This is a genomic window from Streptomyces sp. Y7, from assembly GCF_043195415.1.
Lineage (GTDB): Bacteria > Actinomycetota > Actinomycetes > Streptomycetales > Streptomycetaceae > Streptomyces.
Genome location: NZ_JBIDDQ010000016.1, coordinates 25,151 through 48,590, shown reverse-complemented (window position 1 = coordinate 48,590; position 23,440 = coordinate 25,151). Strand labels below are relative to the sequence as shown.

20 protein-coding genes are annotated in these 23,440 nt (G+C 70.5%); 14 read left to right on the top strand and 6 right to left on the bottom strand.

Translation table 11 applies throughout. From position 1 onward, the window contains the following. Nucleotides 1-17: 17 nt before the first annotated feature. Both ACGFW6_RS30455 and ACGFW6_RS30450 read right to left on the bottom strand, forming a co-directional pair. Nucleotides 18-1,376, bottom strand: a complete 1,359-nt coding sequence (locus tag ACGFW6_RS30455; protein WP_393516814.1) for a polysialyltransferase family glycosyltransferase — start codon at nucleotides 1,374-1,376, stop codon at nucleotides 18-20. After that, nucleotides 1,376-2,356 (bottom strand): glycosyltransferase family 2 protein, encoded by a 981-nt coding sequence (locus ACGFW6_RS30450; RefSeq protein ID WP_393516811.1) that lies wholly within the window; start codon nucleotides 2,354-2,356, stop codon nucleotides 1,376-1,378. Before ACGFW6_RS30450 ends, ACGFW6_RS30455 begins: the two co-directional genes overlap by 1 nt. A 198-nt stretch (nucleotides 2,357-2,554) precedes the next feature. On the opposite strand from ACGFW6_RS30450, the gene ACGFW6_RS30445 reads away from it, so the two are divergent. The 4 genes from ACGFW6_RS30445 to ACGFW6_RS30430 all read left to right on the top strand — a co-directional run bounded on the left by ACGFW6_RS30445 (nucleotide 2,555) and on the right by ACGFW6_RS30430 (nucleotide 7,353). After that, nucleotides 2,555-3,868 (top strand): DUF6716 putative glycosyltransferase, encoded by a 1,314-nt coding sequence (locus tag ACGFW6_RS30445; RefSeq protein ID WP_393516808.1) that lies wholly within the window; start codon nucleotides 2,555-2,557, stop codon nucleotides 3,866-3,868. Between the two features lie 65 nt (nucleotides 3,869-3,933). Continuing rightward, nucleotides 3,934-5,187 carry a cytidylyltransferase domain-containing protein gene (locus ACGFW6_RS30440; protein WP_393516805.1) on the top strand — a complete coding sequence of 418 codons (1,254 nt, stop codon included), beginning with the start codon at nucleotides 3,934-3,936 and terminating at the stop codon, nucleotides 5,185-5,187. Between the two features lie 13 nt (nucleotides 5,188-5,200). Next, nucleotides 5,201-6,139 (top strand): N-acetylneuraminate synthase family protein, encoded by a 939-nt coding sequence (locus ACGFW6_RS30435; RefSeq protein WP_393516802.1) that lies wholly within the window; start codon nucleotides 5,201-5,203, stop codon nucleotides 6,137-6,139. Nucleotides 6,140-6,282: 143 nt separating this feature from the next. Further along, nucleotides 6,283-7,353 (top strand): hypothetical protein, encoded by a 1,071-nt coding sequence (locus ACGFW6_RS30430; RefSeq protein ID WP_393516799.1) that lies wholly within the window; start codon nucleotides 6,283-6,285, stop codon nucleotides 7,351-7,353. A gap of 17 nt (nucleotides 7,354-7,370) precedes the next feature. Here the strand turns inward: ACGFW6_RS30430 and ACGFW6_RS30425 are convergent, their stop codons facing one another. Further along, complete coding sequence (locus tag ACGFW6_RS30425) at nucleotides 7,371-8,063, bottom strand: methyltransferase domain-containing protein (protein ID WP_393516796.1); 693 nt, start codon at nucleotides 8,061-8,063, stop codon at nucleotides 7,371-7,373. 306 nt (nucleotides 8,064-8,369) lie between these two features. Between ACGFW6_RS30425 and ACGFW6_RS30420 the strand changes: the two genes are divergently transcribed. The 8 genes from ACGFW6_RS30420 to ACGFW6_RS30385 all read left to right on the top strand — a co-directional run bounded on the left by ACGFW6_RS30420 (nucleotide 8,370) and on the right by ACGFW6_RS30385 (nucleotide 18,438). Continuing rightward, on the top strand, nucleotides 8,370-9,590 hold the full coding sequence (locus ACGFW6_RS30420; protein ID WP_393516793.1) for a M20 family metallopeptidase: 1,221 nt from the start codon (nucleotides 8,370-8,372) through the stop codon (nucleotides 9,588-9,590). A gap of 328 nt (nucleotides 9,591-9,918) precedes the next feature. Next, the gene (locus ACGFW6_RS30415; RefSeq protein WP_126899744.1) at nucleotides 9,919-10,971 is read left to right on the top strand and encodes a BMP family protein; all 1,053 of its coding nucleotides are present in this window, start codon (nucleotides 9,919-9,921) and stop codon (nucleotides 10,969-10,971) included. A 460-nt stretch (nucleotides 10,972-11,431) separates the two neighbouring features. Then, nucleotides 11,432-12,484 carry a BMP family protein gene (locus ACGFW6_RS30410; protein WP_393516790.1) on the top strand — a complete coding sequence of 351 codons (1,053 nt, stop codon included), beginning with the start codon at nucleotides 11,432-11,434 and terminating at the stop codon, nucleotides 12,482-12,484. 208 nt (nucleotides 12,485-12,692) lie between these two features. Next, on the top strand, nucleotides 12,693-14,270 hold the full coding sequence (locus ACGFW6_RS30405) for an ABC transporter ATP-binding protein (protein WP_393516787.1): 1,578 nt from the start codon (nucleotides 12,693-12,695) through the stop codon (nucleotides 14,268-14,270). Next, a complete protein-coding gene (locus ACGFW6_RS30400; protein WP_393516784.1) occupies nucleotides 14,270-15,394 on the top strand; it encodes an ABC transporter permease in 1,125 nt (374 codons plus the stop codon). Before ACGFW6_RS30405 ends, ACGFW6_RS30400 begins: the two co-directional genes overlap by 1 nt. After that, nucleotides 15,391-16,665: an ABC transporter permease gene (locus tag ACGFW6_RS30395; RefSeq protein WP_393516781.1), complete on the top strand. Its 1,275-nt coding sequence runs from the start codon at nucleotides 15,391-15,393 to the stop codon at nucleotides 16,663-16,665. The genes ACGFW6_RS30400 and ACGFW6_RS30395 overlap by 4 nt, the downstream gene beginning before the upstream one ends. Further along, nucleotides 16,662-17,069, top strand: a complete 408-nt coding sequence (locus ACGFW6_RS30390) for a cytidine deaminase (protein ID WP_030967094.1) — start codon at nucleotides 16,662-16,664, stop codon at nucleotides 17,067-17,069. Before ACGFW6_RS30395 ends, ACGFW6_RS30390 begins: the two co-directional genes overlap by 4 nt. Nucleotides 17,070-17,154: 85 nt before the next feature. Next, complete coding sequence (locus ACGFW6_RS30385) at nucleotides 17,155-18,438, top strand: thymidine phosphorylase (protein ID WP_393516778.1); 1,284 nt, start codon at nucleotides 17,155-17,157, stop codon at nucleotides 18,436-18,438. A gap of 109 nt (nucleotides 18,439-18,547) precedes the next feature. Here the strand turns inward: ACGFW6_RS30385 and ACGFW6_RS30380 are convergent, their stop codons facing one another. Next, on the bottom strand, nucleotides 18,548-19,468 hold the full coding sequence (locus tag ACGFW6_RS30380; RefSeq protein ID WP_393516775.1) for an AEC family transporter: 921 nt from the start codon (nucleotides 19,466-19,468) through the stop codon (nucleotides 18,548-18,550). Nucleotides 19,469-19,630: 162 nt separating this feature from the next. On the opposite strand from ACGFW6_RS30380, the gene ACGFW6_RS30375 reads away from it, so the two are divergent. Beyond that, complete coding sequence (locus ACGFW6_RS30375) at nucleotides 19,631-20,017, top strand: STAS domain-containing protein (RefSeq protein WP_393516772.1); 387 nt, start codon at nucleotides 19,631-19,633, stop codon at nucleotides 20,015-20,017. Here ACGFW6_RS30375 and ACGFW6_RS30370 read toward each other — a convergent pair. Continuing rightward, complete coding sequence (locus ACGFW6_RS30370; RefSeq protein WP_393516769.1) at nucleotides 19,901-20,920, bottom strand: sigma-70 family RNA polymerase sigma factor; 1,020 nt, start codon at nucleotides 20,918-20,920, stop codon at nucleotides 19,901-19,903. The genes ACGFW6_RS30375 and ACGFW6_RS30370 overlap by 117 nt on opposite strands. 172 nt (nucleotides 20,921-21,092) lie before the next feature. Then, the gene (locus ACGFW6_RS30365; protein WP_393516766.1) at nucleotides 21,093-22,361 is read right to left on the bottom strand and encodes an MFS transporter; all 1,269 of its coding nucleotides are present in this window, start codon (nucleotides 22,359-22,361) and stop codon (nucleotides 21,093-21,095) included. A gap of 63 nt (nucleotides 22,362-22,424) precedes the next feature. Here ACGFW6_RS30365 and ACGFW6_RS30360 point away from each other — a divergent pair, with 63 nt between their 5' ends. After that, on the top strand, nucleotides 22,425-23,378 hold the full coding sequence (locus ACGFW6_RS30360; RefSeq protein ID WP_393516764.1) for a LysR substrate-binding domain-containing protein: 954 nt from the start codon (nucleotides 22,425-22,427) through the stop codon (nucleotides 23,376-23,378). Nucleotides 23,379-23,440: the final 62 nt, after the last annotated feature.

Below are 23,440 nucleotides of genomic sequence, written 5' to 3'. Positions count from 1 at the left end.
CGACCACCCCGGTTTGGTTACTTTCGGCCGGCGACCTGCTTCAGCGCACGGGCCCGCCGCGCCAGTCGGCGCACGGTGGCGTTGCGCGGGATGAAGGAGAGCTGGGCCGGCACGGCACCGGGCAGCGCCAGCGCGGTGAGCCGCTTGCGCTTGAAGTAGCGCCAGGTGTGCGGGTTCAGATGCTTGGAGAGGTAGGCCTCGGCCGCGGTGCGCAGCCCCGGGTAGATCTTCGGCTGCATCGCGAAGCCGACCGCGCCCAGCAGCGCGGCCAGTTCGTCCACCCGCTCGCGCGAGGGCATCGTCCAGCCGCCGACCGCGGACGCGTCCGCGATGTCCGGCAGGAGTGCGTCGACGATGGTCAGCGGCACCCGGTTGCTGTTCTGGTACGGCGTGAGCCGGGCCAGCACGGCCTCCGTGCCGACCCGTGCCACCGGGAGGCCGTACAGACCCGCGGCGGTGAACAGCCCGGTGGAGAAGCAGCCGACGACGAGCGCGGGCCGCAGCCGCTGGAAGGCGACCTCGGCGAGCACGGGACGGTCCAGCAGGGTGAGTTCGGCGCCCAGCTTCGTCGCCTCGTCCTCCAGCAGCTTCGACCAGCGGGCCGGGGCGACGGGGTGCGGCTTGAACACCAGCGTGCGGTGCCCGAGTGCGACGGCGCCGCGCACCATCTGCAGATGCAGGTCCTCCTCCTCGGCGTCGGTGAGGATGCCGAGCGCGGAGAGGTACTGGCCGAGCAGCAGCGCGGGCTGGTCGCCCCCGGACGGTGCGGGCAGCGCGGTCTCCGCCTCGGTGAGTTCACCGAGCACCTTCAGGAACACCTCGGACGGCACCAGTTCGGACGGGACGCCGAACTCGGTGAGCAGCAGCGGGGTGAGGCCCGGGACGAGATCGAGGTGCAGCAGCCGGCCGACCCGGGTGCCGACGAGCGGGTCGATCTTGTCGCGCGTGGGGCCATAGCTTATGAGGCCGTCCGCGTAGACGTCGACGGGAGCGCCGGTGAACAGCTGGCACAGCGCGAGCGCCGGATTGACCTGGACGGACTCCACGGCCAGCTGGATCTCGTCGTCGCCGAGGTTCCACAGCAGCCGTACGTACCGCTCCCACATGGGGATGTCGTCCGCGCGGGGCGACCAACCGCTCGGGTGGAACGGGGAGATGGTCCGGTTCCACGACAGCACCTCGTCGAAGCGTCCGCGCAGCCGGTCGAAGCCCGGCATCGCGTCCACGGACGGGGTGATCTCGGGGTTGGTCGCGTTGTTGGTGACCAGCAGCAGCCGGCGGTCGGCCGGTTCGAACAGCCCGGCGTCCAGGGCGGCCGCGAGGGTCGCGGCGCCGTAGAGCGTCGAGGCGCAGAAGATCTGGGTGGTGCGAGGCATCAGGCGGCCACCGTCCGGGCCCCGACAGCCCTGCGGCGCACGCGCCGCAGCCGGGCCGCGCGCTGCGCGTCCATCGAGTCCATTACCTCCGTGAGCACGTCCTGCGGCATTCTTTTCAGAGCGGAGGCGCTCATCGAGCGCAGTTTTCGAGCCACGGCGGGTTCGAACCTCTCGATTTGTCCCAGGTGATGAGCCATGATCGCGCAATAGGTGCGCACGGCTTTCGGAAGCAGCTTATCTGCCTCCGGGTCACGCGCCGTTTCCTCGATTACCTGGTCGAACGCCCGAATGAAATCGAGCTGCCGGACGTCACCGATCTGGGTGAGTGAGGACGCCACTCCGCGCCGGTAGTAGACACCGAGCAGTCCCACCGCGGCGAAGGATTCCGCCTCCCGGTGCAGCTTCCAGATCCACGGCCGGTCCTCGGCGGTGCGCAGCCCGTGGGTGAACTGGAGGATTCCGCGGTCGACCAGGCGGCGGTGGTAGATGCCCGCCCAGGCGTACGCGTAGTCCACCGACGTCGAGCGGTCGGCGGGGAGGATCGCCTCGCGCGGGTTCATCACCGTCCAGCGCCGGCCGTGCGGCACCCGGTGGATGCTGCGCGCACGCCCCGTGGACTGCACATGGTCGGTGCGCACGAAGTCGCACCCCAACTCCTGGATGGCGGACAGCAGCTGCGGGAAGTAACCGGGAGCGAGCCAGTCGTCGCCGTCCAGGAACGTCAGGTACTCGCCACGCGCCTTCTCGATCCCGGTGTTCCGCGCGGTGGCCAGCCCTCCGTTCTGCTCGTGTCTGACGAGTACGGCGCCCGGCAGCTCGCGCTCCGCGCGCGCGAGGATGTCCGGTGTCCCGTCCGTCGAGCAGTCGTCGACGAGGATGAACTCGAAGTCCTCACGTGTGTTCGCACGCAGGCTCTTCAGGGTGTCTGGCGCGTATTGCTGCACGTTGTAGAACGGCACGATGACGGAGAGCTTGACCACGTGAGGGACGTTAGGGGTCGGTCCGGCATCCGTCTTTACTCGCAGCTTGATGTCAGGTGAACGACACGTGGCGATGCAGTGAACCGGGCTTTTTTTCAACGACTTCTGGCCTCGCTTCGTCGTTAGTCGATGTGCTGTTAACCGTTTGTTGCATTCTGGTTGGTGAGAACCTTGAAATCGCTTCCTAGCGTCAACGACGTGCCAGCAAGTGCGAAGAAGACCCGACGAGTGGCCGTACTGGCGGACTCCGACACCCGGTGGAAATGGGGCGCGCTCACCGCGAACCGTATCGCTCCGGAGGATTCGGACATCCGTCTGGACGGCTTCCTGCTGCGTGGCCGGGCCACCCCCACCGCCCGCCAGCTCCAGGAAGTGGGCGTGCATGCCGACTCCCTGAGCGAGGTCAGCGCCGTCGAGTTCCTGCGCGTCATGGCGAAGGAGCAGTACGACGTCCTGGTGCTCGCCCTCGTGGGCGGCGGCGTACAGGCCGTGCTGCACGGCCTGAAGCGGGTGTGGGAGGGCCGCTCCGACCGACCCGTCGTCGTCACCGGCTACGTCGGCGTCGTCTACGAGAAGCTCGCCGACGGCCTGCTCCTGCGGCACGGCGCGGACCTCGTCCTCGCCAACTCCCGCCAGGACGCCGAGCGCTTCCGCGCGGTGTACGAGGGAGTGGGCGCCGACTCCTCCTCGGTGACCGAGGTCGCCCTGCCGTTCCTCGGCGGGGAGCCCTACACCGGCGAGCACGACCCGTACACGGTCGTCTTCGCGGCCCAGCCCTCCGTGCCGGACAGCCGCAAGGACCGTACGTACCTGCTGAACCGGCTCATCCAGCACGCCCGCAAGCACCCCGAGCGAGAGGTGCTGCTGAAGCTGCGGTCCAAGCCGGGCGAGCACACCACGCACATCGAGGAACTGCCGTACCAGAAGCTGGTCCAGCGGCTCGAACCGCCGGCCAACTTCAAACTGGTGTACGGCAACATGGGTGAGGTCCTCGACCGCACGGACCTGATGGTCACCATCAGCTCCACGGCGGCGCTGGAGTCGCTGCACCGCCGAATCCCCACCGTCGTCCTCACCGACCTCGGCGTGCGCGAGATGCTCGGCAACCACCACTTCGTGGGCTCCGGCTGCCTCGCCTCCTGGGACCAGCTCGACGAGGGGCACCGGCCGACGCCCAACGAGGAATGGGTCTCCCGCCAGGGCGTGTGCGCCGACGGCTCGTACGCCACCGCCTTCGACCCGGCCCGCGAGCGCATCGCCAAGCTGCTCGAGCGGCCCGGCGGACTGCCCGCCCTCACGCCGTACTACACGCCGGCCACCGCGCCCGGCTATCTGCCCGGCATCCTCGCCCGCCACCACCTCGGCCCGGACGGCAGCCCGCTGCCCGGCGCCCCCGCCCATGACCGGGAGCCCGGCCCCGTCCGCCAGATAGTGCGCCGGGCGGCACGCGGCGCCTACCGGCACGGCGTGCAGCGCGTGGCGCCCGTCATCCGGCGGATGGGGGAGCTGTGAGCGATCCGACCGGGGCGCCGGGACGCGCCCTGAAGCCTTTGCAAAGAGCCCAAGGAGTGGAGCCCATGTCCAACTCGGAAGCAGGTCAAGGCACTTCGGTGCCACGGGTGCTCGCCGTGATTCCCGCGCGCGGCGGCTCCAAGGGCGTGCCCGCGAAGAACCTGATGCCCGTCGGCGGTGTGCCGCTCGTGGCCCGCGCGGTGCGCGAGTGCCGGGCCAGCCGGCTGGTGACGGACGTCGTCGTCTCCACCGACGACCAGGGCATCGCGGCCGCCGCCCGGCAGGCCGGCGCCGAGGTCGTGCTGCGCCCCGCCGCCATCGCCGGCGACACCGCCACCTCCGAGGCGGCCGTGCTGCACGCGATGGACGCGCACGAGACGCTGCACGGCGCCCCCGTGGACGTGGTGCTCCTCGTGCAGTGCACCAGCCCGTTCATCGTCCGCGAGGACATCGACGCCGTGGTCAAGGCGATCGTCGCGAACGGCGCCGACACCTCCCTGACCGTCGCGCCCTTCCACGGCTTCGTGTGGCGGCACGGCGACGACGAACCCGCGGAGACCGAACGCGCGGCCGCCGGCGGCGGCTTCGGCGTCAACCACGACAAGTCCTTCCGCCCGCGCCGCCAGGACCGCCCCCAGGACTTCCTGGAGACCGGCGCCGCCTACGCGATGAACGCGAGCGGCTTCCGCGAGCACAAGCACCGCTTCTTCGGCCGCACCGAACTCGTGCGCACCGACCCCGCCCGGGTCCTGGAGATCGACGATCCCCACGACCTGGCCCGCGCCCGGGCCCTCGCTCCGCTGTTCGACGCGGACCGTCCCGGCGCCCTCCCGACCGTCGACGACATCGACGCGGTCGTACTGGACTTCGACGGCACCCAGACGGACGACAGGGTGCTGATCGATGCCGATGGAAAGGAGTTCGTCTCCGTGCACCGCGGAGACGGCCTCGGCATCGCGGCCCTGCGCAAGTCGGGCCTGAAGATGCTGATCCTGTCCACGGAGCAGAACCCGGTCGTCGCCGCCCGCGCACGGAAGCTGCAGATTCCCGTGCTGCACGGCATCGACCGGAAGGACCTCGCCCTCAAGCAATGGTGCGAGGAGCAGGGCATCGCGCCTGAGCGCGTGCTCTACGTCGGCAACGACGTCAACGACCTCCCGTGCTTCGCCCTCGTGGGCTGGCCCGTGGCGGTCGCGAGCGCCCACGACGTCGTGCGCGGCGCCGCACGCGCGGTCACGGCCACACCCGGCGGTGACGGCGCCATCCGAGAGATCGCCAGCTGGATCCTCGGCCCCTCTCTCGATTCCCTCACCAAGTAAGGAACCTTCAGCCATGAGCACCAACTCCCGCATCCGCAACTTCGGTTCGCGCGAGGTCGGCCCCGGCAAGCCCGTCTACATCTGCGGCGAGATCGGCATCAACCACAACGGTGAGCTGGAGAACGCCTTCAAGCTCATCGACGTGGCCGCCGAGGCCGGCTGCGACGCCGTCAAGTTCCAGAAGCGCACCCCGGAGATCTGCACCCCGCGCGACCAGTGGGACATCGAGCGCGACACCCCCTGGGGCCGGATGACCTACATCGACTACCGCCACCGTGTGGAGTTCGGTGAGGACGAGTACCGCCAGATCGACGAGCACTGCAAGAAGCGCGGCATCGACTGGTTCGCCTCCCCGTGGGACACCGAGGCCGTCGCCTTCCTGGAGAAGTTCGACGTCCCGGCCCACAAGGTCGCGTCCGCGTCCCTCACCGACGACGAGCTGCTGCGCGCCCTGCGCGCCACCGGCCGCGCCGTCATCCTCTCCACCGGCATGTCGACGCCGAAGCAGATCCGCCACGCGGTCGAGGTCCTCGGCTCGGACAACATCCTCATGTGCCACGCCACCTCCACCTACCCGGCGAAGGCCGAGGAGCTGAACCTCCGCGCGATCAACACGCTGGAGAAGGAGTTCCCGAACGTCCCGATCGGCTACTCCGGCCACGAGACGGGCCTGCAGACCACCCTCGCCGCGGTCGCGCTCGGGGCGACCTTCGTCGAGCGTCACATCACCCTGGACCGCGCCATGTGGGGTTCGGACCAGGCCGCCTCGGTCGAGCCGCAGGGCCTGACCCGCCTCGTGCGCGACATCCGCACCATCGAGGAGTCCCTCGGTGACGGCGTCAAGAAGGTCTACGACTCCGAGCTCGGCCCGATGAAGAAGCTGCGCCGTGTCGCCGGTGTGGTCGCCGAGGCCGAGATCGCCGCCGCCGCGGGCGAGCCGGTTCAGGTCTGACCCGAACGCACCGAGTTCAGTAGTGCACCGAGTCCGAGTGTCCCGTCCGCGGGCGCTCGGACTCGGTGCCCCTTCGAGCTCCTTCCACACGAGCTGAATACGAGCGCCGCATGAGCGCCTTACGACGGGTAGGTCGTACGTCGATGAGCACCCGAGCCGGGAACACCGGCCCCCACACTCTCGCCTTCGTCGAGAGTCCGGTACAGCTCCTCAACGTGCTGGAGTGGGCGCACGCCCGCGAGCACACCCTCGGCGCGGGACTCACCCTCGTCGTCCTCTCCCCGATCGACCCCATGACCCGTGGCCAGCTGCGCCGGATGGCCGAACTCGCCCGCGAGGACGGACACGAGGTGCGCTGGGAGGAGGCACGGGGCGGCCCCGCCGCGCCCTTCCACACCATCGGCGGCCTCACCGGCCTGCTCCGCAGGGCCGATCGGGTGGTTCTCGGCGACCCGTTCTCCCGGTACGTCCAGCTGCTGCTGACCATCACCAAGGCCCGCGACATCGTCGTCGTCGACGACGGCACCGCCACCATGGAGTTCGTCACGCAGCTGGCCCGCGGTGAGCGCCTGGTGCGCTGGCACCGCAAGGGCGGCCGTCCCGGCCCCCGCGATCTGGTCTTCGCCCCCGTCTCCTCCGCCGCCCGCAAGCGCCTCACGCCGAGCGAGCGCCGCCGGGTCGAGATCTTCTCCTCGATGCCGATGGACGTGACGCCCGAGGGCGTGACCGTCACCGCCAACACCTTCGCCTGGACCCGCGACCGCTTCGGGCCGCCCCGCATCACCAAGGGCGCGGACATGGTCGGCACGTCCCTCGTCGAGACCGGCGTGGTCGACGGCGACCGCTATCTGGAGGCGGTCCGCTCGCTGGCCAAGGCGCACGGCGCCACCCGCTACTTCGCCCACCGCCGCGAGAGCGCGGAGAAACTGCACCGGCTGGCGGTGGAGACCGGCCTGGAGATCGTGCGCCCGGACCTCCCGCTGGAGCTGATCGCCCGCCGCGGCCCCATAGGCCGTACGATCCTGAGTTTTCCGTCGACCGTCGTGCACACCCTGCCGCTGGCCCTCACCGGTACGGACGTACGCGTGGCGGTCTGCGACATCGACCCCGCGTGGCTGACGGAGAACGCCTCGCCGCGCGCCCAGGGCTTCCTGTCCGGGGTCACGGGGACGGCCCGCGACGTGCACCGGCTGTCGGCGGTCAGCGCGGTCTGAGGCCGGAGCGGGGCGCGTCAGCGCCCTCCGGCAGGCGGTTTCTCGGCGAGGAGGAAGACGCGCGGGCGCTTCTCCTCGCCGTCCGGTTCCCGCACGGTCCGCGCGTACAGCCGCAGCCCCGCGTCGAGCAGGTGTGCGACGACGCTGTCCGGCGTGCGCCAGTGGTAGTCCAGCGCGATCTCCTGGCCGAACCGCTCGCTCAGGTGCAGCCGGTCCCCGGTGTCACCGGACTGGAACGCCAGCAGCACCGGAGCCCCGGGCCGCAGGACCCGGTGGAACTCGGCGAGCGTCGCGGGCAGGTGGCCGTCCGGGACATGGATCAGCGAGTACAGCGCGAGGATCCCGCCCAGCGTCTCGTCCGGCAGGTCGAGTGAGGTCATCGAGCCCACGTGGAACCGCAGTTCGGGGTGGGCGCGGCGGGCCAGGGCCACCATCCGGGGCGAGAGGTCGACACCGAAGACCGGCGTGCCCAGCGCGTGCAGATGGGCGGTGACGGAGCCGGGGCCGCTGCCCAGGTCCGCGACGGGCGCCGGGGCGTGCTCGCGGGCCAGCTCGGCGAAGGCGCCGACGAGGGACCGGTCCAGGGGGCTGCCGGCGGCCGGCCAGTCGGAGAAGCGGTCGGTGTAGGCGGCGGCGATGGCGTCGTACGAGGCACGAGTGGCCTCGAGGAAATCGGTGTCATCGAAGGGCGTGGGGTACTCGGCGGTCACGGGGCGCACCCTAGTGCGGCCGGCGGACGGGCGTCCGGGAGTTCACCGGGGGTCCGCGGTCCCGACAGGTGAACACAACCGACGGTTCTGTCCGTGGCGTGGTATCCGTGGAGTGTGGAGGGTCGACATCGTCACTCTCCGTCGATTCCATGATCGACTCGACGGAAAGCCGGGCGAGTTTACCCACCCAAACCGATACCTATGCGTCGGGCGGCCAGATTTTCTTCCCCAAACGGGTTGAACTTTTGTTGATCGAGGGTCAGTTGGCCACCTCGGCGTCCTACCCTTCAGAGGGTGAACCAACTGATGTCCCCAGAGTCCGAGGCCGATCAACCAGGGGAAGCGTTCCTCCCCGGCGCCCTGCCGGAGGCGCTCCGTGCCGAACTCATCGAGTTCCGGCGCGACTTGCACATGCACCCCGAGCTCGGCAACCAGGAGTTCCGTACGACCGCGGCGATCAAGGCCCGCCTGGAGAAGGCCGGCCTGAAGCCCCGCGTCCTCGCGATCGGAACCGGGCTCATCTGCGACATCGGGGAGTTCGACGGCGGCCGGCCCATGCTCGCGCTGCGCGCCGACATCGACGCCCTGCCCATCCCGGACACGAAGAGTGACTGCCCGTACCGCTCGACGGTGCCCGACCGGGCGCACGCCTGCGGCCACGACGTCCACACGGCCGTCGTCCTGGGTGCCGGACTGGTCCTGGCCGACCTGCTCGCGCGCGGCGAGCTGCCCCGCCCCGTCCGGCTGATCTTCCAGCCCGCCGAGGAGGTGCTCCCGGGCGGCGCCGCCGACGTCGTCGAGTGCGGGGGGCTCGACGGGGTCGGCCGGATCCTCGCCGTGCACTGCGACCCCAAGGTGGACGCCGGGAAGATCGGCCTGCGGCAGGGCGCGATCACCTCGGCGTGCGACCGGCTGGAAATCGCCCTCGACGGGCCCGGCGGGCACACCGCCCGGCCTCATCTGACGACCGACCTCGTCACCGCGGCCGCCCGGGTCGTCACCGACGTGCCCGCGCTGGTCGCGCGGCGCACGGACGCCCGCAGTGGTCTCGCGGTGACCTGGGGACGGATCGATTCCGGCCATGCGCCCAACGTCATCCCGCAGCATGCCGAGCTCTCCGGGACCGTGCGCTGCCTGGACCTCGACACCTGGCGGCAGGCGCCGGACCTCGTGGTCGCCGCGATCGACGAGGTCGCCAATCTGCACCGCGCGAAGTCGGAGATCAACTACATCCGCGGGGTCCCGCCGGTGGTGAACGACCCGGCCGCGACCGAGCTGCTGCACGAGGCCATGACGGCCCGCCGGGGCGCCGACTCCGTCGAGGGCACCGAGCAGAGCCTGGGCGGCGAGGACTTCTCCTGGTACCTGGAGCACGTCCCCGGCGCCATGGCCCGCCTCGGTGTCCGCACACCGGGCGACCGGGTCGGCCGTGACCTGCACCAGGGCGACTTCGACGTCGACGAGTCGGCCATCACGGCCGGGGTGGAGCTCTTCACCGCGGCGGCGCTCCTCGACGCCGCCGGGTAGCCGGGGCCGCCCGCCAGGGGTGCGACCGTGGCCGCCGGTCACCGGCCCGTACGGCGTCGCACCCCCGGAGCAGCTCCGGTTGCGGGCGGCGCACGCCGGGGGGAGTCTGGCCGCATGGCCGGCGGTCCTGTGTGTCATCCGGGCGGGAGCACCTGCGGTGCGTTCGCCCCATGCGTGCCTTTCGATCCGGTGGTTCACAAGGCCGTAACCGGCCATCGGCACGAATGGATAACGGCAGGACGAAACCCCGTTCCCAGGAGTGTCTACGCGCGTTAATGTGCGCCGAACTCAGCACCCACTGCGGGGCTTGGAGAATGGGGACTTCACGATGCGTCGGACATCCAAACTGACCCGTGTCGCGGTGGGGGTCGCGTCGATCGCGCTCGCCGCCACGGCGTGCGGTGGTACCAGCAGCGACAGTGACAGCGGCAGCGACGGCAGCGGCGACACCAAGGGTCTCGCCATCGCGTACGACATCGGCGGCAAGGGCGACCAGTCCTTCAACGACGCCGCCTACGCCGGCCTGCAGAAGGCCCAGAAGGAGTTCGGCTACAAGACGGCCGACATCGAGCCCACCGAGGGCGAGACGGACGCCGACAAGGAGCAGCGGCTGTCCTCCCTCGCCAAGCAGGGCTACAACCCGGTGATCGGCGTCGGCTTCGCCTACGGCCCCGCGATGGAGGCCGTGGCGAAGAAGTACCCGAAGACCACCTTCGGCATCGTCGACTCCGTCGTCGAGGGCGAGAACGTCGCCTCCCTCGTCTTCGCCGAGCAGGAGGCCTCCTACCTCGCCGGTGTCGCGGCCGCCAAGGCCACCAAGAGCAACATCGTCGGCTTCGTCGGTGGCGTGGACGTTCCGCTGATCCACAAGTTCGAGGCCGGTTACAAGCAGGGCGTCCAGGACACCAACCCCAAGGTCAAGGTCCTGTCGCAGTATCTGACGCAGACCGCCGAGGAGGGTGGCTTCTCCAGCCCGGACAAGGGCAAGGCCGCTGCCGAGGGCCAGATCGAGAAGGGCTCCGACGTCGAGTACGCGGCTGCCGGTCTGTCCGGCCAGGGCGTGATCGAGGCCGCCTCGAAGGCCAAGGTCTGGGCGATCGGTGTCGACTCCGACCAGTACAAGCAGGCGGCGCTCGCCAACTACAAGAACTCCATCCTGACCTCCGCCCTCAAGGACGTCGGCGGCGCGGTCTACACGCTGGCCAAGTCCGTCGAGGACGGCAAGCCGCTGACCGGCGTGCAGACCTTCGACCTGAAGGTCAACGGCGTGGGTCTGTCCGAGTCCAACCCGGAGTTCGCCAAGATCGCGGGTCTGTCCGACGCCGTGGCGAAGGCCAAGGAAGGCATCATCGACGGCTCCATCAAGGTCAAGACGGAGTAGTCGCGGTCGTAGCGACGCCGTCGTGCGACACGGAGCGGGGGGGGCCCCCCCGGGGGCCCCCCCCGCTCGGCTTTTCCCAGGTCGGCGTGGATCACCCGCCGCCTTCACGCCTTTGCTGCCGGCAAGCCCTTGGTCAAGGCCGTGAGTGGAGTTGGCCACGGGGGGATAACAAGGTGTACAGAAGGGGTTTCCTGGGAGGTCTACGCGCGTTACTCTGCGGCGAAAGCCAGCGCCGTAGCTGTGAAGCTGTCCCTAGCTGTACCGTCCGGCGCTGGGCGACCCCGAGGAAGTGCAGGCACGCCCCCACGCCGCCCGGCACGCACTCTCGCCGCACCGGCCAAAAGCCCCAGTAGCTCCGCTACGAGGCCCTTCGTCCGGCACGGCGAGAGCACGCACCGGACGACGCGGGAGCGCACCCGCACTTCCCCGGCCCCGCCAGTACCGACAGGAGTCACCACACATGCGCCGGATTTCCCGGATCACGGTCGCAGGCGCAGCGACCGCCTCTCTGGCCCTCGCGCTCTCCGCCTGCGGCGGCACTTCGACCGAGGCGTCCTCCTCGGACTCGAAGGGCGGCGACAAGGGCCTCGCCATCGCGTACGACGTCGGCGGCAAGGGCGACCAGTCCTTCAACGACGCCGCGTTCGCGGGTCTGGAGCAGGCGAAGAAGGAGTTCGGGTACGCCACGCAGGACGTCGAGCCCACCGAGGGCGAGACGGACGCCGACAAGGAGCAGCGACTGGTGTCGCTGGCCAAGCAGGGTTACAACCCGGTCGTCGGTGTCGGCTACGCGTACGCCGCCGCCGTCAAGGGCGCCGCGGAGAAGTTCCCGGACACCACCTTCGGCATCGTGGACGACTCCACGGTCGAGGCGAAGAACGTCGCCGACCTGGTCTTCTCCGAGGAGGAGGCCTCCTACCTGGCGGGCGTCGCCGCGGCCAAGAGCACCAAGACGAACACGGTCGGCTTCGTGGGCGGCGTGGACATCCCGCTGATCCACAAGTTCCAGGCCGGCTTCGAGCAGGGCGTCAAGGACACCAACCCGCAGGCCAAGGTCCTGAGCCAGTACCTCACGCAGACCGCGGAGGAGGGCGGCTTCTCCAGCCCCGACAAGGGCAAGTCGGCCGCCGAGGGCCAGATCGAGAAGAAGGCCGACGTCGTCTACGCCGCCGCCGGTCTGTCCGGTCAGGGCGTCATCGAGGCCGCCGCCGCCAACAAGGTGTGGGCCATCGGTGTCGACTCCGACCAGTACAACCAGGAAGCCCTTGCCAAGTACAAGGACTCCATCCTGACCTCGGCGATGAAGGACGTCGCCAAGGCGGTCTACAACCTGGCGAAGTCGGTCGAGGACGGCAAGCCCGGGACCGGTATCGTTCGTGGCGATCTGAAGACCGGCGAGGTGAGCCTGTCGAACTCCAACCCGAAGTTCGCGGACAACGCCGAGGTCCAGGAAGCCATCAAGACGGCCAAGGAGAAGATCATCAGCGGCGAGATCAAGGTCAAGACCAGCTGAGTGAAGCTACACCCTGAGCAGCGGTAACCCCGGGGTTACGTCCGCTCGACGGGGTACGGGGAGGTTTTCCCCGTACCCCGTTGTTCGCGGTGCGTCGGCCCCTTTCAGGCCATAGGGGCGCTACGCGCGTAGACGACCCCCGTCTCCAGGAGAGTGCGCCATCAACGCGTCCAGCAGCCCTCCGGCCGGCGCGGCGGTCAACGGTCAGGTGACCGCCGTCGAACTCGCCGGGATCACCAAGCGTTTCCCGGGCGTCGTGGCCAACCACGACATCCACCTCACCGTCCGCAAGGGCACCGTCCACGCCCTCGTGGGTGAGAACGGCGCCGGCAAGTCGACGCTGATGAAGATCCTCTACGGCATGCAGAAGCCGGACGAGGGCACCATCGCGATCGACGGCCGGCAGGTCACCTTCTCGTCGCCGGCCGACGCCATCGTCCGAGGCATCGGCATGGTCCACCAGCACTTCATGCTCGCGGACAACCTCACCGTCCTCGAGAACGTCGTGCTCGGCAGCGAGAAGCTGTACGGCATCGGCGCCAAGGCCCGCCGCAAGATCAAGGAGATCTCCGAGCGCTACGGCCTCGGTGTCGAGCCCGACCGCCTGGTCGAGGAGCTCGGCGTCGCCGCCCGCCAGCGCGTGGAGATCCTCAAGGTCCTCTACCGCGGCGCCACCACGCTGATCCTCGACGAGCCCACGGCCGTCCTGGTGCCGCAGGAGGTCGACGCGCTCTTCGACAACCTGCGCGAACTGAAGGCCGAGGGACTGTCGGTCATCTTCATCTCCCACAAGCTGGGCGAGGTGCTCTCCGTCGCCGACGAGATCACCGTCATCCGCCGCGGCACCACGGTCGGCACGGCCGTCCCCGCCGAGACGACGCCCCGCCAGCTCGCCGAGATGATGGTGGGCAGCGAACTGCCGACGCCGGAGACGGCCGAGTCCACGGTCACCGACCGCCCGGTCATCACCGTCGACAAGCTGCGCCTGGAGGCAGCCGGCGGCAAGGCCCTGCTGGACGACATCACCTTCACCATCCACGCGGGCGAGGTCCTCGGCATCGCCGGCGTCGAGGGCAACGGCCAGACCGAACTGGTCGACGCGCTCATCGGCCTCAAGGGCGCCGACTCCGGCACGATCACCCTCATCGACGAGGAGATCACCGCCTGGTCCACCCGCAAGCGCCGCGAGCAGGGCGTCGGCTACATCCCCGAGGACCGCCACCGCCACGGCCTGCTCCTGGAGGCACCCCTCTGGGAGAACCGCATCCTCGGCCACGTCACCGAGAAGCCCCTCGCCAAGGGCGTCTGGCTGGACCCGAAGGCGGCCCAGGAGGACACCCGGCGGATCGTGACGGAGTACGACGTCCGCACCCCCGGCATCGACGTCACCGCCGCCTCCCTGTCCGGCGGCAACCAGCAGAAGCTGATCGTCGGGCGCGAGATGAGCCACAAGCCGCGCTTCCTGATCGCCGCGCACCCCACCCGTGGTGTGGACGTCGGCGCGCAGGCCGCGATCTGGGACCACATCCGCGAGGCCCGCCGTGAGGGCCTGGCCGTGCTGCTGATCTCCGCCGACCTGGACGAGCTGATCGGCCTGTCCGACACCCTCCGCGTGATCTACAACGGCAAGCTGGTCGCGGACGCCGACCCGGCCACCGTCACGCCGGAGGAACTGGGCTCGGCGATGACGGGTGCCGCGACCGGGCACCTCGAGCACGACGACACGACCCCCGAGACTCCCGACCTGAGCAAGTCCCCCGAGTCCGGCGAAGACGAGGCCCGCTGATGAAGAAGTTCGACAAGGAGCGCGTGCTCCTCGCGGTGGCCGGACCGGTCATCGCGCTCGCCGTGGCCTTCGTGCTCAGCGCGATCGTGCTGCTCGCCTCGGGCAAGAGCCCGGTCGAGCCGTACACCCTGATGTTCGAGCAGCTCGGCTTCTCCGACATCCAGGTGCTGATCATCAATCAGGCCTCGCTGTACTACATCGCGGCCCTCGCGGTGGCCATCGGCTTCCGGATGAACCTGTTCAACATCGGTGTCGACGGCCAGTACCAGCTCGCCGCCATGATGGCCGCCGTCGTCGGCGCCCACGCGAACCTGCCGGCCGCCCTCCAGGTCCCGCTGCTGATCCTCACCGCGGTCTGCACCGGCGCCTTCTGGTCCGGCATCGCCGGTGTCCTCAAGGTCACCCGCGGCGTCAGCGAGGTCGTCGCGACGATCATGCTGAACGCGATCGCGACCTCGGTCATCGCCTACCTGTGGCTGCCGAACGTCTTCGGCGTGAAGGTCGGCAACAACAACACCACCGGCGAGATGCACGAGTCCGGCTGGGTCCCCGGCATCAACGTGGGCGACGCCGGAGAGATCTACGGCCTGGTCTTCCTCGCCGTGCTGCTCGGCATCGCCTACTGGGTCGTCCTCAACCGCACCCGCTTCGGCTTCGACCTGCGCGCCTCCGGCGCCTCGGAGACCGCCGCCGCGGCCAGCGGTGTCAACCCCAAGCGGATGGTGCTCACCGCCATGCTGCTCTCCGGCGGCATCGCGGGCATGGCGGGTCTGCCGATCCTGCTCGGCGACACCCACACCTACAGCCTGAACTTCCCCACCGGCATCGGCTTCCTCGGCATCGGCATCGCGCTGCTCGGCCGCAACAGCCCCGTCGGCATCGCGTTCGCCGCCCTGCTGTGGGCCTGGCTCGACAAGGCCTCGCCCGAGCTGGACTTCCACGGCTACGACAAGGAGATCGCGGTCATCATGCAGGGCCTGATCGTGCTCTCGGTCGTCGTCTCCTACGAGGCCGTCCGTGAGTGGGGCCTGCGCCGCCAGCAGCGCCGGGTCGGCGCCGAACTGGCAGCCGGTCACGTCCTCGGCGCCGACAACAACACCACGAAGGAGGTGGCTGGCCGATGACCGCTCCGACCTCGGCGACCGACGTCAACCAGCCCACGCTGCAGCCCGCGGCACCCACCGGCCGCCGCCTCTCGTGGCCCGTGCTGCTCCTGGCCATCGCCGGAGCCCTGGCGCTGACCTCGATCGTCCGCATCATCACCGGCGCCGACGGCATCACCAACGTCAGCCAGATGTCCACCGCGCTCCAGCTCGCCGTCCCGATCGGCCTCGCCGGTCTCGGCGGTCTGTGGTCCGAGCGCGCGGGCGTCGTCAACATCGGCCTCGAAGGCATGATGATCCTCGGCACCTGGTTCGGTGCCTGGGCCGGCTTCCAGTGGGGTCCGTGGACCGGTGTCGTCGTCGGCATCCTCGGCGGCTGCATCGGCGGCATCCTGCACGCCATCGCCACCGTCACCTTCCGGGTCAACCACATCGTCTCCGGTGTGGCGATCAACATCCTCGCCCTCGGCATCACCCGCTACCTCGCGCCCCTCGCCTTCGAGGGCCACGCGGGCGGCTCCGCCAAGCAGTCCCCGGCGGTCGACTCCCTCGGCCACTTCACCGTGCCGGGCCTGTCCGACGGGCTGCGGGACCTGAACAACAACGGCTGGTTCTTCATCTCCGACATCGCCGGCCTGCTCGGCGGCCTGGTCACCAACGTCTCGTGGCTGACCCTGATCGCCGTCGCGCTGATCCCCGGCACCTGGTGGATCCTGTGGCGCACCGCCTTCGGTCTGCGGCTGCGCTCCTGCGGTGAGAACCCGGTCGCGGCCGAGTCCCTCGGCGTGAACGTCTACAAGTACAAGTACATCGCCGTGATCATCTCCGGCGGCCTGGCCGGTCTCGGTGGTGTCTTCCTCTCCATCGTGGCCAACCCCTTCTATCTGGAGGGCCAGGTCAGCGGCCGCGGCTACATCGGCCTCGCCGCGATGATCTTCGGCAACTGGATGCCGGGCGGCCTCGCCCTCGGTGCCGGCCTGTTCGGCTACACCGACAGCCTCAACCTGCGCGGCGGCTCCACCAACGTCCACGCCCTGCTGCTGCTCGGCGCGCTGCTGCTGATCATCGGCGCGATCTGGCTGGTCGTCCGCAAGAAGTACGCCCCGTCGATGATCACCGCGGTGATCGGCGCCCTGGTGTACACCTGGTACGCCACCACCAACGAGGTGCCCAACCAGGTCGTCTCCGCCACGCCGTACGTCGTCACGCTCGTCGTCCTCACCTTGTCCGCGCAACGCCTGCGGATGCCGAAGGCGGACGGCCTGCCCTACAAGAAGGGTCAGGGCAAGTGACGCCAGCCGCCTCCCACGACGTGGACTGGGACAAGCTGCGCGCGGCGGCGCTGGACGCCATGTCGCGCGCGTACGCCCCGTACTCCGGCTTCCCGGTCGGCGTGGCGGCCCTCGTCGACGACGGCCGCACGATCACCGGCTGCAACGTCGAGAACGCGTCGTACGGGCTCGCGCTGTGCGCCGAGTGCGGACTCGTCTCGGAGCTGCAGAACACGGGGGGCGGCAGGCTGACGCACTTCACGTGCGTGGACGGCAAGGGCGACGTCCTCGTGCCGTGCGGCCGCTGCCGCCAACTGCTCTTCGAGTTCGGCGGTCCGGAGCTCCTGCTGGAGACCCCGGCGGGCATCCTGCCGCTGTCGGAGATGCTGCCCCAGGCCTTCGGGCCGGGCCACCTGCGCAAGTAACTCCCGTACGGCCCCTCCGCGTCGCTTCCGCGACCGGTCCGGAGGGGCCGTACGACTTCTGGAACCCTCGGAAGGAAGCAAAGCCATGGCCATGGACGCCATCTCCGTCATCCGCACCAAGCGGGACCGCGGCGAGCTCAGCGACGAACAGATCGACTGGGTCATCGACGCGTACACCCGCGGGGAGGTCGCCGACTACCAGATGGCCGCCCTCAACATGGCGATCCTCCTCAACGGCATGAACCGCCGTGAGATCGCCCGCTGGACGGCGGCGATGATCGCCTCCGGCGAGCGCATGGACTTCTCGTCCCTGTCCCGCCCGACGGCCGACAAGCACTCCACGGGCGGCGTCGGCGACAAGATCACGCTTCCGCTCGCACCCCTGGTGGCGGCGTGCGGGGCGGCCGTCCCCCAGTTGTCGGGGCGCGGCCTCGGCCACACCGGCGGCACCCTGGACAAGCTGGAGTCGATCCCCGGCTGGCGCGCCCTCCTCTCCAACGAGGAGATGCTGAACGTCCTGGACACCACGGGCGCGGTGATCTGCGCGGCGGGCGACGGCCTGGCCCCCGCGGACAAGAAGCTGTACGCGCTGCGGGACGTCACCGGCACCGTCGAGGCGATCCCGCTCATCGCCTCCTCGATCATGTCGAAGAAGATCGCGGAGGGCACCGGCTCGCTGGTCCTCGACGTGAAGGTCGGCACCGGAGCCTTCATGAAGACCATCGAGGACGCGCGTGAGCTGGCCTCCACGATGGTGGGCCTGGGCACCGACCACGGTGTGAAGACGGTCGCGCTCCTGACCGACATGGCGACCCCGCTCGGCCTCACGGCGGGCAACGCGCTGGAGGTCCGCGAGTCGGTCGAGGTCCTGGCGGGCGGCGGCCCGGCCGATGTGGTCGAGCTGACGATCGCCCTGGCCAGGGAGATGCTGGAGGCGGCCGGTGTCCGGGACGCCGATCCGGCCAAGGCCCTGGCCGACGGCTCCGCGATGGACGTCTGGCGGCGCATGATCGCGGCGCAGGGCGGCGACCCGGACGCGGAACTGCCGGTCGCGCGCGAGCAGCACGTGGTCACGGCCTCCTCCTCCGGTGTCCTGACCCGCCTCGACGCCTACGACATCGGCGTCGCCGCCTGGCGCCTGGGCGCGGGGCGTGCCCGCAAGGAGGACCCGGTGCAGGCCGGCGCCGGCATCGAGATGCACGCCAAGCCCGGCGACACGGTCACCGAGGGTCAGCCCCTGCTGACCCTGCACACCGACACCCCGGAACGCTTCGACTACGCCCTCCAGTCCCTGGCGGGCTCCTACGACATCGCGGCGCCCGGCACGGACTTCACGGCTTCGCCGGTGGTGCTGGAACGTATCGCCTGACCAGGCGGTCTCCCTTTCGGGTGAACGGGATCGGTGGACCTCCGCCGGTCCCGTTCGGCATGCCGGGACCGGTGACGCACACACCGGTGCGTTCCCGGTCGACCGACCGTCAGCCCAGCAGGGCGGCGACCACCACCAGCACCGGCACCGAGAGCACCGTCGACAGCAGGATCGAGTCGCGGGCCAGGCGTTCGGCCACGCGGTAGCTGGAGGCGTAGGTGTACAGGTTCTGGGCCGCGGGCAGGGCCGATGTGACGACCACGTCCAGCAGCGGGGCGCCGCGCAGGCCGAAGACTCCGGCCGCCAGGGCCCAGGCCGCCGCGGGCTGGCCGACCGACTTCAGGGCGACCGAGAGGAACACCGGGTGACGGTCGGGTCCACGGCCGGGCATCGTGCTGCCGCACAGGGAGATGCCGAAGGCCAGCAGGACCGCCGGGACCGACATGCCGCCGATCAGGGTCAGGGGGTCCAGGACGGGGGCCGGGATCCGCAGGCCCGTCGCCGACACCGCGACGCCGGCCAGTGAGCCGACCGCGATCGGGTTGCGCAGCGGTGTCAGCAGGCGGCGCCACAGAGGGCCCTTCTCGCCCTTGCCGGACAGGTCGAGGATCGTCAGCGCGACGGGTGTGACGCCGACGAGCTGGAAGAGCAGGACCGGCGCCACCAGTGAGGCGTCACCGAGGACGTACACGGCGATCGGGATGCCGAGGTTGCCGGAGTTGACGTAGCTGGAGCACAGGGCGCCGATCGTCGTCCGGCCCACTCCCCAGTGCCGTACGACACCGACCGCGACGAACACGCCCGCCGCGGCCGCCGTGCTCAGTGCCGTCACCAGGAGGCGGCTGGAGAAGATCACCGAGAGGTCGGTCTGCGCGAGCGTGGTGAACAGCAGGGCCGGGGACGCCACGTGGAAGGCCAGCTTGGTGAGGACCTCGCGGCCGTGGTCGCCGAGGTAGCCGCGGCGGCCGATCGCATAACCCACCGCGATGACGACCGCGATCACCGCGAATCCCGTCAACACCCCCTGCACGGAGCCTCCTTGGCGGGGAGGAGACCGCGGGGTGTTCGGGGACACGCTGATACATGGGGCATACAGCAAACCCTCCGGGGAAGGAGGGGAGCGGGTCAATGTGATCCCGGCCCGCGGACACCCCGGCGGCGCCTTCGCGGCCGGCCGGGTTCCCGTGCCCCGATGAGTTATCGGTCCCTGCCCGGTCTACCGCTCGTGGACGCCATGACACCCGCTGTACTCGTGCTGGCCGGCCCCGTCACCCGGGACGAGGTGGCGGGGCTGTGCGACGACGTACGGGACCGGCTGGAGACCGGCGGGGCGAGCGTCGTGGTGTGCGACGTCGGCGGGCTCGGACCGCCGGGCCTGGGCGTCGTGGATCTGCTGGCGCGGCTCCAGCTGGCGGCGGGGCGGGCCGGGGGCCGGATCAGGCTGCGGGACCCCGACCCCGCGCTACACGCCCTGCTCGACCTGGTCGGCCTCCGCTTCGAGGTGGAGGGGCAGCCCGAACAGCGGGAACCAGCGCGCGGTGTCGAGGAAGAAGTGGAACCCGGTGAGCCGGCCCTCTGAGATCTCCAGGACCTGCACCGCCCACGGTGTGTAGCCGCCCGCCTCGGGGTCCGGCTTGTACTGGGCGAAGCCCGGCAGGCCGTTCACCTCGACCGGCACCAGCCGTGAGCCCTCGCAGGCCGAGCCCAGCGTCGTCATGAAGCCGGTGATGTCGTCGTGGCCCGTCAGCCACAGGTCGAACGGCGGCATCGTCATGATGGCGTCCTCGTGCAGCAGAGCCGTCAGCGCCGTCATGTCATAGCCCTCGAAGGCCGCCACATAGCGGTCCAGGAGCTTTTGCTGCTCGTCGTCCAGCGGGTCGGAGACCGCGGCCTCGGCGCCCGGCTGCTGCTGCTCGGCGAGGGTCGCGCGGGCCCGCTGGAGAGCGCTGTTGACCGAGGCGACGGTCGTGCCCAGCAGCTCGGCGACCTCGCTCGCCTTCCAGGCCAGCACCTCGCGCAGGATCAGCACCGCCCGCTGCTTGGGCGGCAGCTGCTGAAGGGTGGCCATGAACGCGAGCCGCACCGACTCCTTGGCGACCGCGGCCTCCGCGGGGTCCTCGGTCGTGGGCAGCACGCGGCTGTCCGGCATCGGCTCCAGCCAGGTGTTGTCCGGACGGGGGGAGAGCGCCGCCTGGGCCAGCGGGGTGGACTCCGTGAGGTCCATCGGCCGGGCCCGCTTGTTGCCGGCCGTCAGCATGTCCAGACACACGTTCGTCGCGATGCGGTACAGCCACGAACGGAGACTGGAACGCCCCTCGAACTTGTCGTAGCTCCGCCAGGCCCGGACCATCGTGTCCTGCACCGCGTCCTCGGCCTCGAAGGACGAGCCGAGCATGCGATAGCAGTACCCGGTCAGCTCGACGCGGTGTTTCTCCAACCTCACGTCGAGGTCCGTCGTCTTTGTCGCCGTGCCGTCACTCATCGTCCACCCACCCCTGTGGCCGTGCTGTGTCGCGCCTTTGCGCCCAGTACTTGGAAGCTACCGCAGCCCACTGACAACGGCCCCCGGAGCGGACGAACACCCAGGTGAGAGGCGCACAAAAGCCGATCCCCCGACCGGCCGACCCCGGTCGGGGGAAAGGGGGACGTGCGACTCAGGCCGTCGCGAGCCGCTGCTGGGCCCGAGCCGCACGCGTTCCGAGGACGGTGATCGTCACCACGCCGAACACCGCCAGCAGGCCGACCCCGACCGTGCCGGACCAGCCGGCCGCGTGGAAGGCGATCGCGCCGGCCGTACTGCCCGCGCTGGAGCCGACGTAGTAGGCCGACTGGTACAGCGCCGCGGCCTGGGCGCGGCCCGCCGTGGCGGTCTTGCTGACCGCCGAGGACGCCGCCGCGTGGCCGGCGAAGAAGCCGCCGGTGATCAGGACCAGGCCGAGCAGGACCAGGGGGAGCGAGTCGGCCAGGGACAGCAGCAGACCCGCCGCCGTCGTGGCGCCCGCCGCGTACAGTGCGCCACGGCGGCCCAGGCGGCCCACCAGCCGACCCGCCGTCGACGCCGACACCGTGCCGACCAGGTACACCAGGAAGATCGAGCCGACGATGCCCTGGGGCAGCGAGAACGGCGCCTCCGTCAGGCGGTAGCCGATCACCGTGTACACGCCGCCGAACACCGTCATGAACAGCGCGCCGATCGCGTACAGGCGGCACAGCAGCGGGTTGGAGAGGTGGTCGCGGACCGTGCGGGCCAGGACCCGCGGGCGCAGCGACCCCGCCTTGAAGTGGCGCGGCGCCGGAAGCAGGAGGCGGAACGCGACCGCGCAGGCCACCGCGATCGCGCCGATGACGCCGACCGCGACCCGCCAGCCCCACTCCTGGGCGACCCAGCCGGTGATCACGCGGCCGCTCATCCCGCCGACGCTGTTGCCGGCCACGAACAGCCCGATCGCCGTGATCAGCGCCCTCGGTCGGACCTCCTCGGCCAGATACGCCGTCGCCGACGCCGGCAGGCCCGCCAGCGCGGCACCCTGGACCGCCCGCAGCACGACCAGGGCCGTCAGGTTCGGTGCGAAGGGCACCACCAGTCCGACCGTCACCGCGACCGCCAGGGACGCCGTCATGACCGTACGGCGGCCGAAGCGCTCCGAGAGCGCGCTCATCGGCAGGACGAAGAGCGCCAGACCGCCGGTCGCGGCAGCCACCGTCCAGCTCGCCTCGCTCGCCGCCACCCCGAACTCGCCCGAGATCAGCGGGAGCAGGGCCTGGGTGGAGTACAGAAGAGCGAAGGTCGCCACGCCGGCGAGGAAGAGGGCGAAGCTCATCCGGCGGTAGCCGGGGCCGCCCGGGGCCATACGGGAGTCGACGACAGGGACTGCGGGTGTGGCGGCCACGGTGGTGGACGCCCCGGTACTGGCGGGAGACATGCTTCGAAGCTACGTACGGCCTCGCTGATCCGTCCAATGCATGGATTCGCCATAATCGTTCCCATGGAGCATCAGCAGAGGTCACAGGCTCGTCTGTCACCATCCAGTGACACAGAAGACATGACGATGTTGCTGGCCCCGCGCCTGGCCCACTTCGCCGGCGTCGCCCGCACCGAGCACGTCACGCGCGCCGCCCAGGAGATGCGGGTCCCGCAGTCCACGCTCTCGCGCGCCATGGTCCGTCTCGAACAGGACCTGGGCGTCGATCTGTTCGCCCGGCACGGCCGCACGGTCTCACTGACCCCCGCCGGCCGCACCTTCCTCGCCTCCGTCGAACGCGCCCTCGCCGAGATCGGGCGCGCCGCCGAGGAGGTCCGTGCCGACGCCGACCCGGCCACCGGCAAGGTCGCCTTCGGGTTCCTGCACACCATGGGCGCCGAGACCGTACCCGGCCTGATCCACGCCTTCCGCGCCGACCACCCCCGCATCCGCTTCAGCCTCGTGCAGAACTACGGCGAGGCGATGATCGAGCGGCTGCGGTCCGGCGAGCTCGACCTGTGCCTGACGTCCCCGGTGCCGGACGCCCCCGACCTGGTGGGCCGCCGCCTGGACGAGCAGAAGCTCCGTCTCGTCGTGCCCGCCGACCACCGCCTCGCCTCGCGCAAGCGCGTCCGTCTGGTCGAGGCCGCCGACGAGGCGTTCGTGACGCTGGAACCCGGCTACGGCATGCGCCGGATCACCGACGACCTGTGCCAGGAGGCGGGCTTCAAGCCGCGCATCGCCTTCGAAGGCGAGGAGGCGGAGACGCTGCGGGGCCTGGTGGCGGCGGGCCTGGGGGTCGCGCTCCTTCCCCCGCCGGCCGTACCCCGCCCGGGAGTGGTGGAACTGACCGTCACGGCCCCGAGGGCGGCCCGGGAGATCGGCGTGGCCTGGCTGGCGGACCGGCCGGACACACCGCCGGTGGCCGCCTTCAAGAGGTTCCTCCTGTCGAGGAGGGGCAACTTGCTGCCGACCTAGGGGCGGCGCCGCAAGGGGCGCGGGAAACTGCGCGACAAGCCACGACGGCGCCGCGCACGCCT

Excerpts from the sequence above, each read along its gene's own strand:
- ACGFW6_RS30360 (WP_393516764.1), top strand. The coding sequence starts at position 22,425 with ATGGAGCATCAGCAGAGGTCACAGGCTCGTCTGTCACCATCCAGTGAC.
- ACGFW6_RS30395 (WP_393516781.1), top strand. The coding sequence starts at position 15,391 with ATGACCGCTCCGACCTCGGCGACCGACGTCAACCAGCCCACGCTGCAG.
- ACGFW6_RS30435 (WP_393516802.1), top strand. The coding sequence starts at position 5,201 with ATGAGCACCAACTCCCGCATCCGCAACTTCGGTTCGCGCGAGGTCGGC.
- ACGFW6_RS30415 (WP_126899744.1), top strand. The coding sequence starts at position 9,919 with ATGCGTCGGACATCCAAACTGACCCGTGTCGCGGTGGGGGTCGCGTCG.
- ACGFW6_RS30440 (WP_393516805.1), top strand. The coding sequence starts at position 3,934 with ATGTCCAACTCGGAAGCAGGTCAAGGCACTTCGGTGCCACGGGTGCTC.
- ACGFW6_RS30430 (WP_393516799.1), top strand. The coding sequence starts at position 6,283 with ATGAGCACCCGAGCCGGGAACACCGGCCCCCACACTCTCGCCTTCGTC.
- ACGFW6_RS30375 (WP_393516772.1), top strand. The coding sequence starts at position 19,631 with ATGAGTTATCGGTCCCTGCCCGGTCTACCGCTCGTGGACGCCATGACA.
- ACGFW6_RS30365 (WP_393516766.1), bottom strand. The coding sequence starts at position 22,361 with ATGTCTCCCGCCAGTACCGGGGCGTCCACCACCGTGGCCGCCACACCC.
- ACGFW6_RS30370 (WP_393516769.1), bottom strand. The coding sequence starts at position 20,920 with ATGAGTGACGGCACGGCGACAAAGACGACGGACCTCGACGTGAGGTTG.
- ACGFW6_RS30385 (WP_393516778.1), top strand. The coding sequence starts at position 17,155 with ATGGCCATGGACGCCATCTCCGTCATCCGCACCAAGCGGGACCGCGGC.
- ACGFW6_RS30410 (WP_393516790.1), top strand. The coding sequence starts at position 11,432 with ATGCGCCGGATTTCCCGGATCACGGTCGCAGGCGCAGCGACCGCCTCT.
- ACGFW6_RS30400 (WP_393516784.1), top strand. The coding sequence starts at position 14,270 with ATGAAGAAGTTCGACAAGGAGCGCGTGCTCCTCGCGGTGGCCGGACCG.
- ACGFW6_RS30455 (WP_393516814.1), bottom strand. The coding sequence starts at position 1,376 with ATGCCTCGCACCACCCAGATCTTCTGCGCCTCGACGCTCTACGGCGCC.
- ACGFW6_RS30420 (WP_393516793.1), top strand. The coding sequence starts at position 8,370 with ATGTCCCCAGAGTCCGAGGCCGATCAACCAGGGGAAGCGTTCCTCCCC.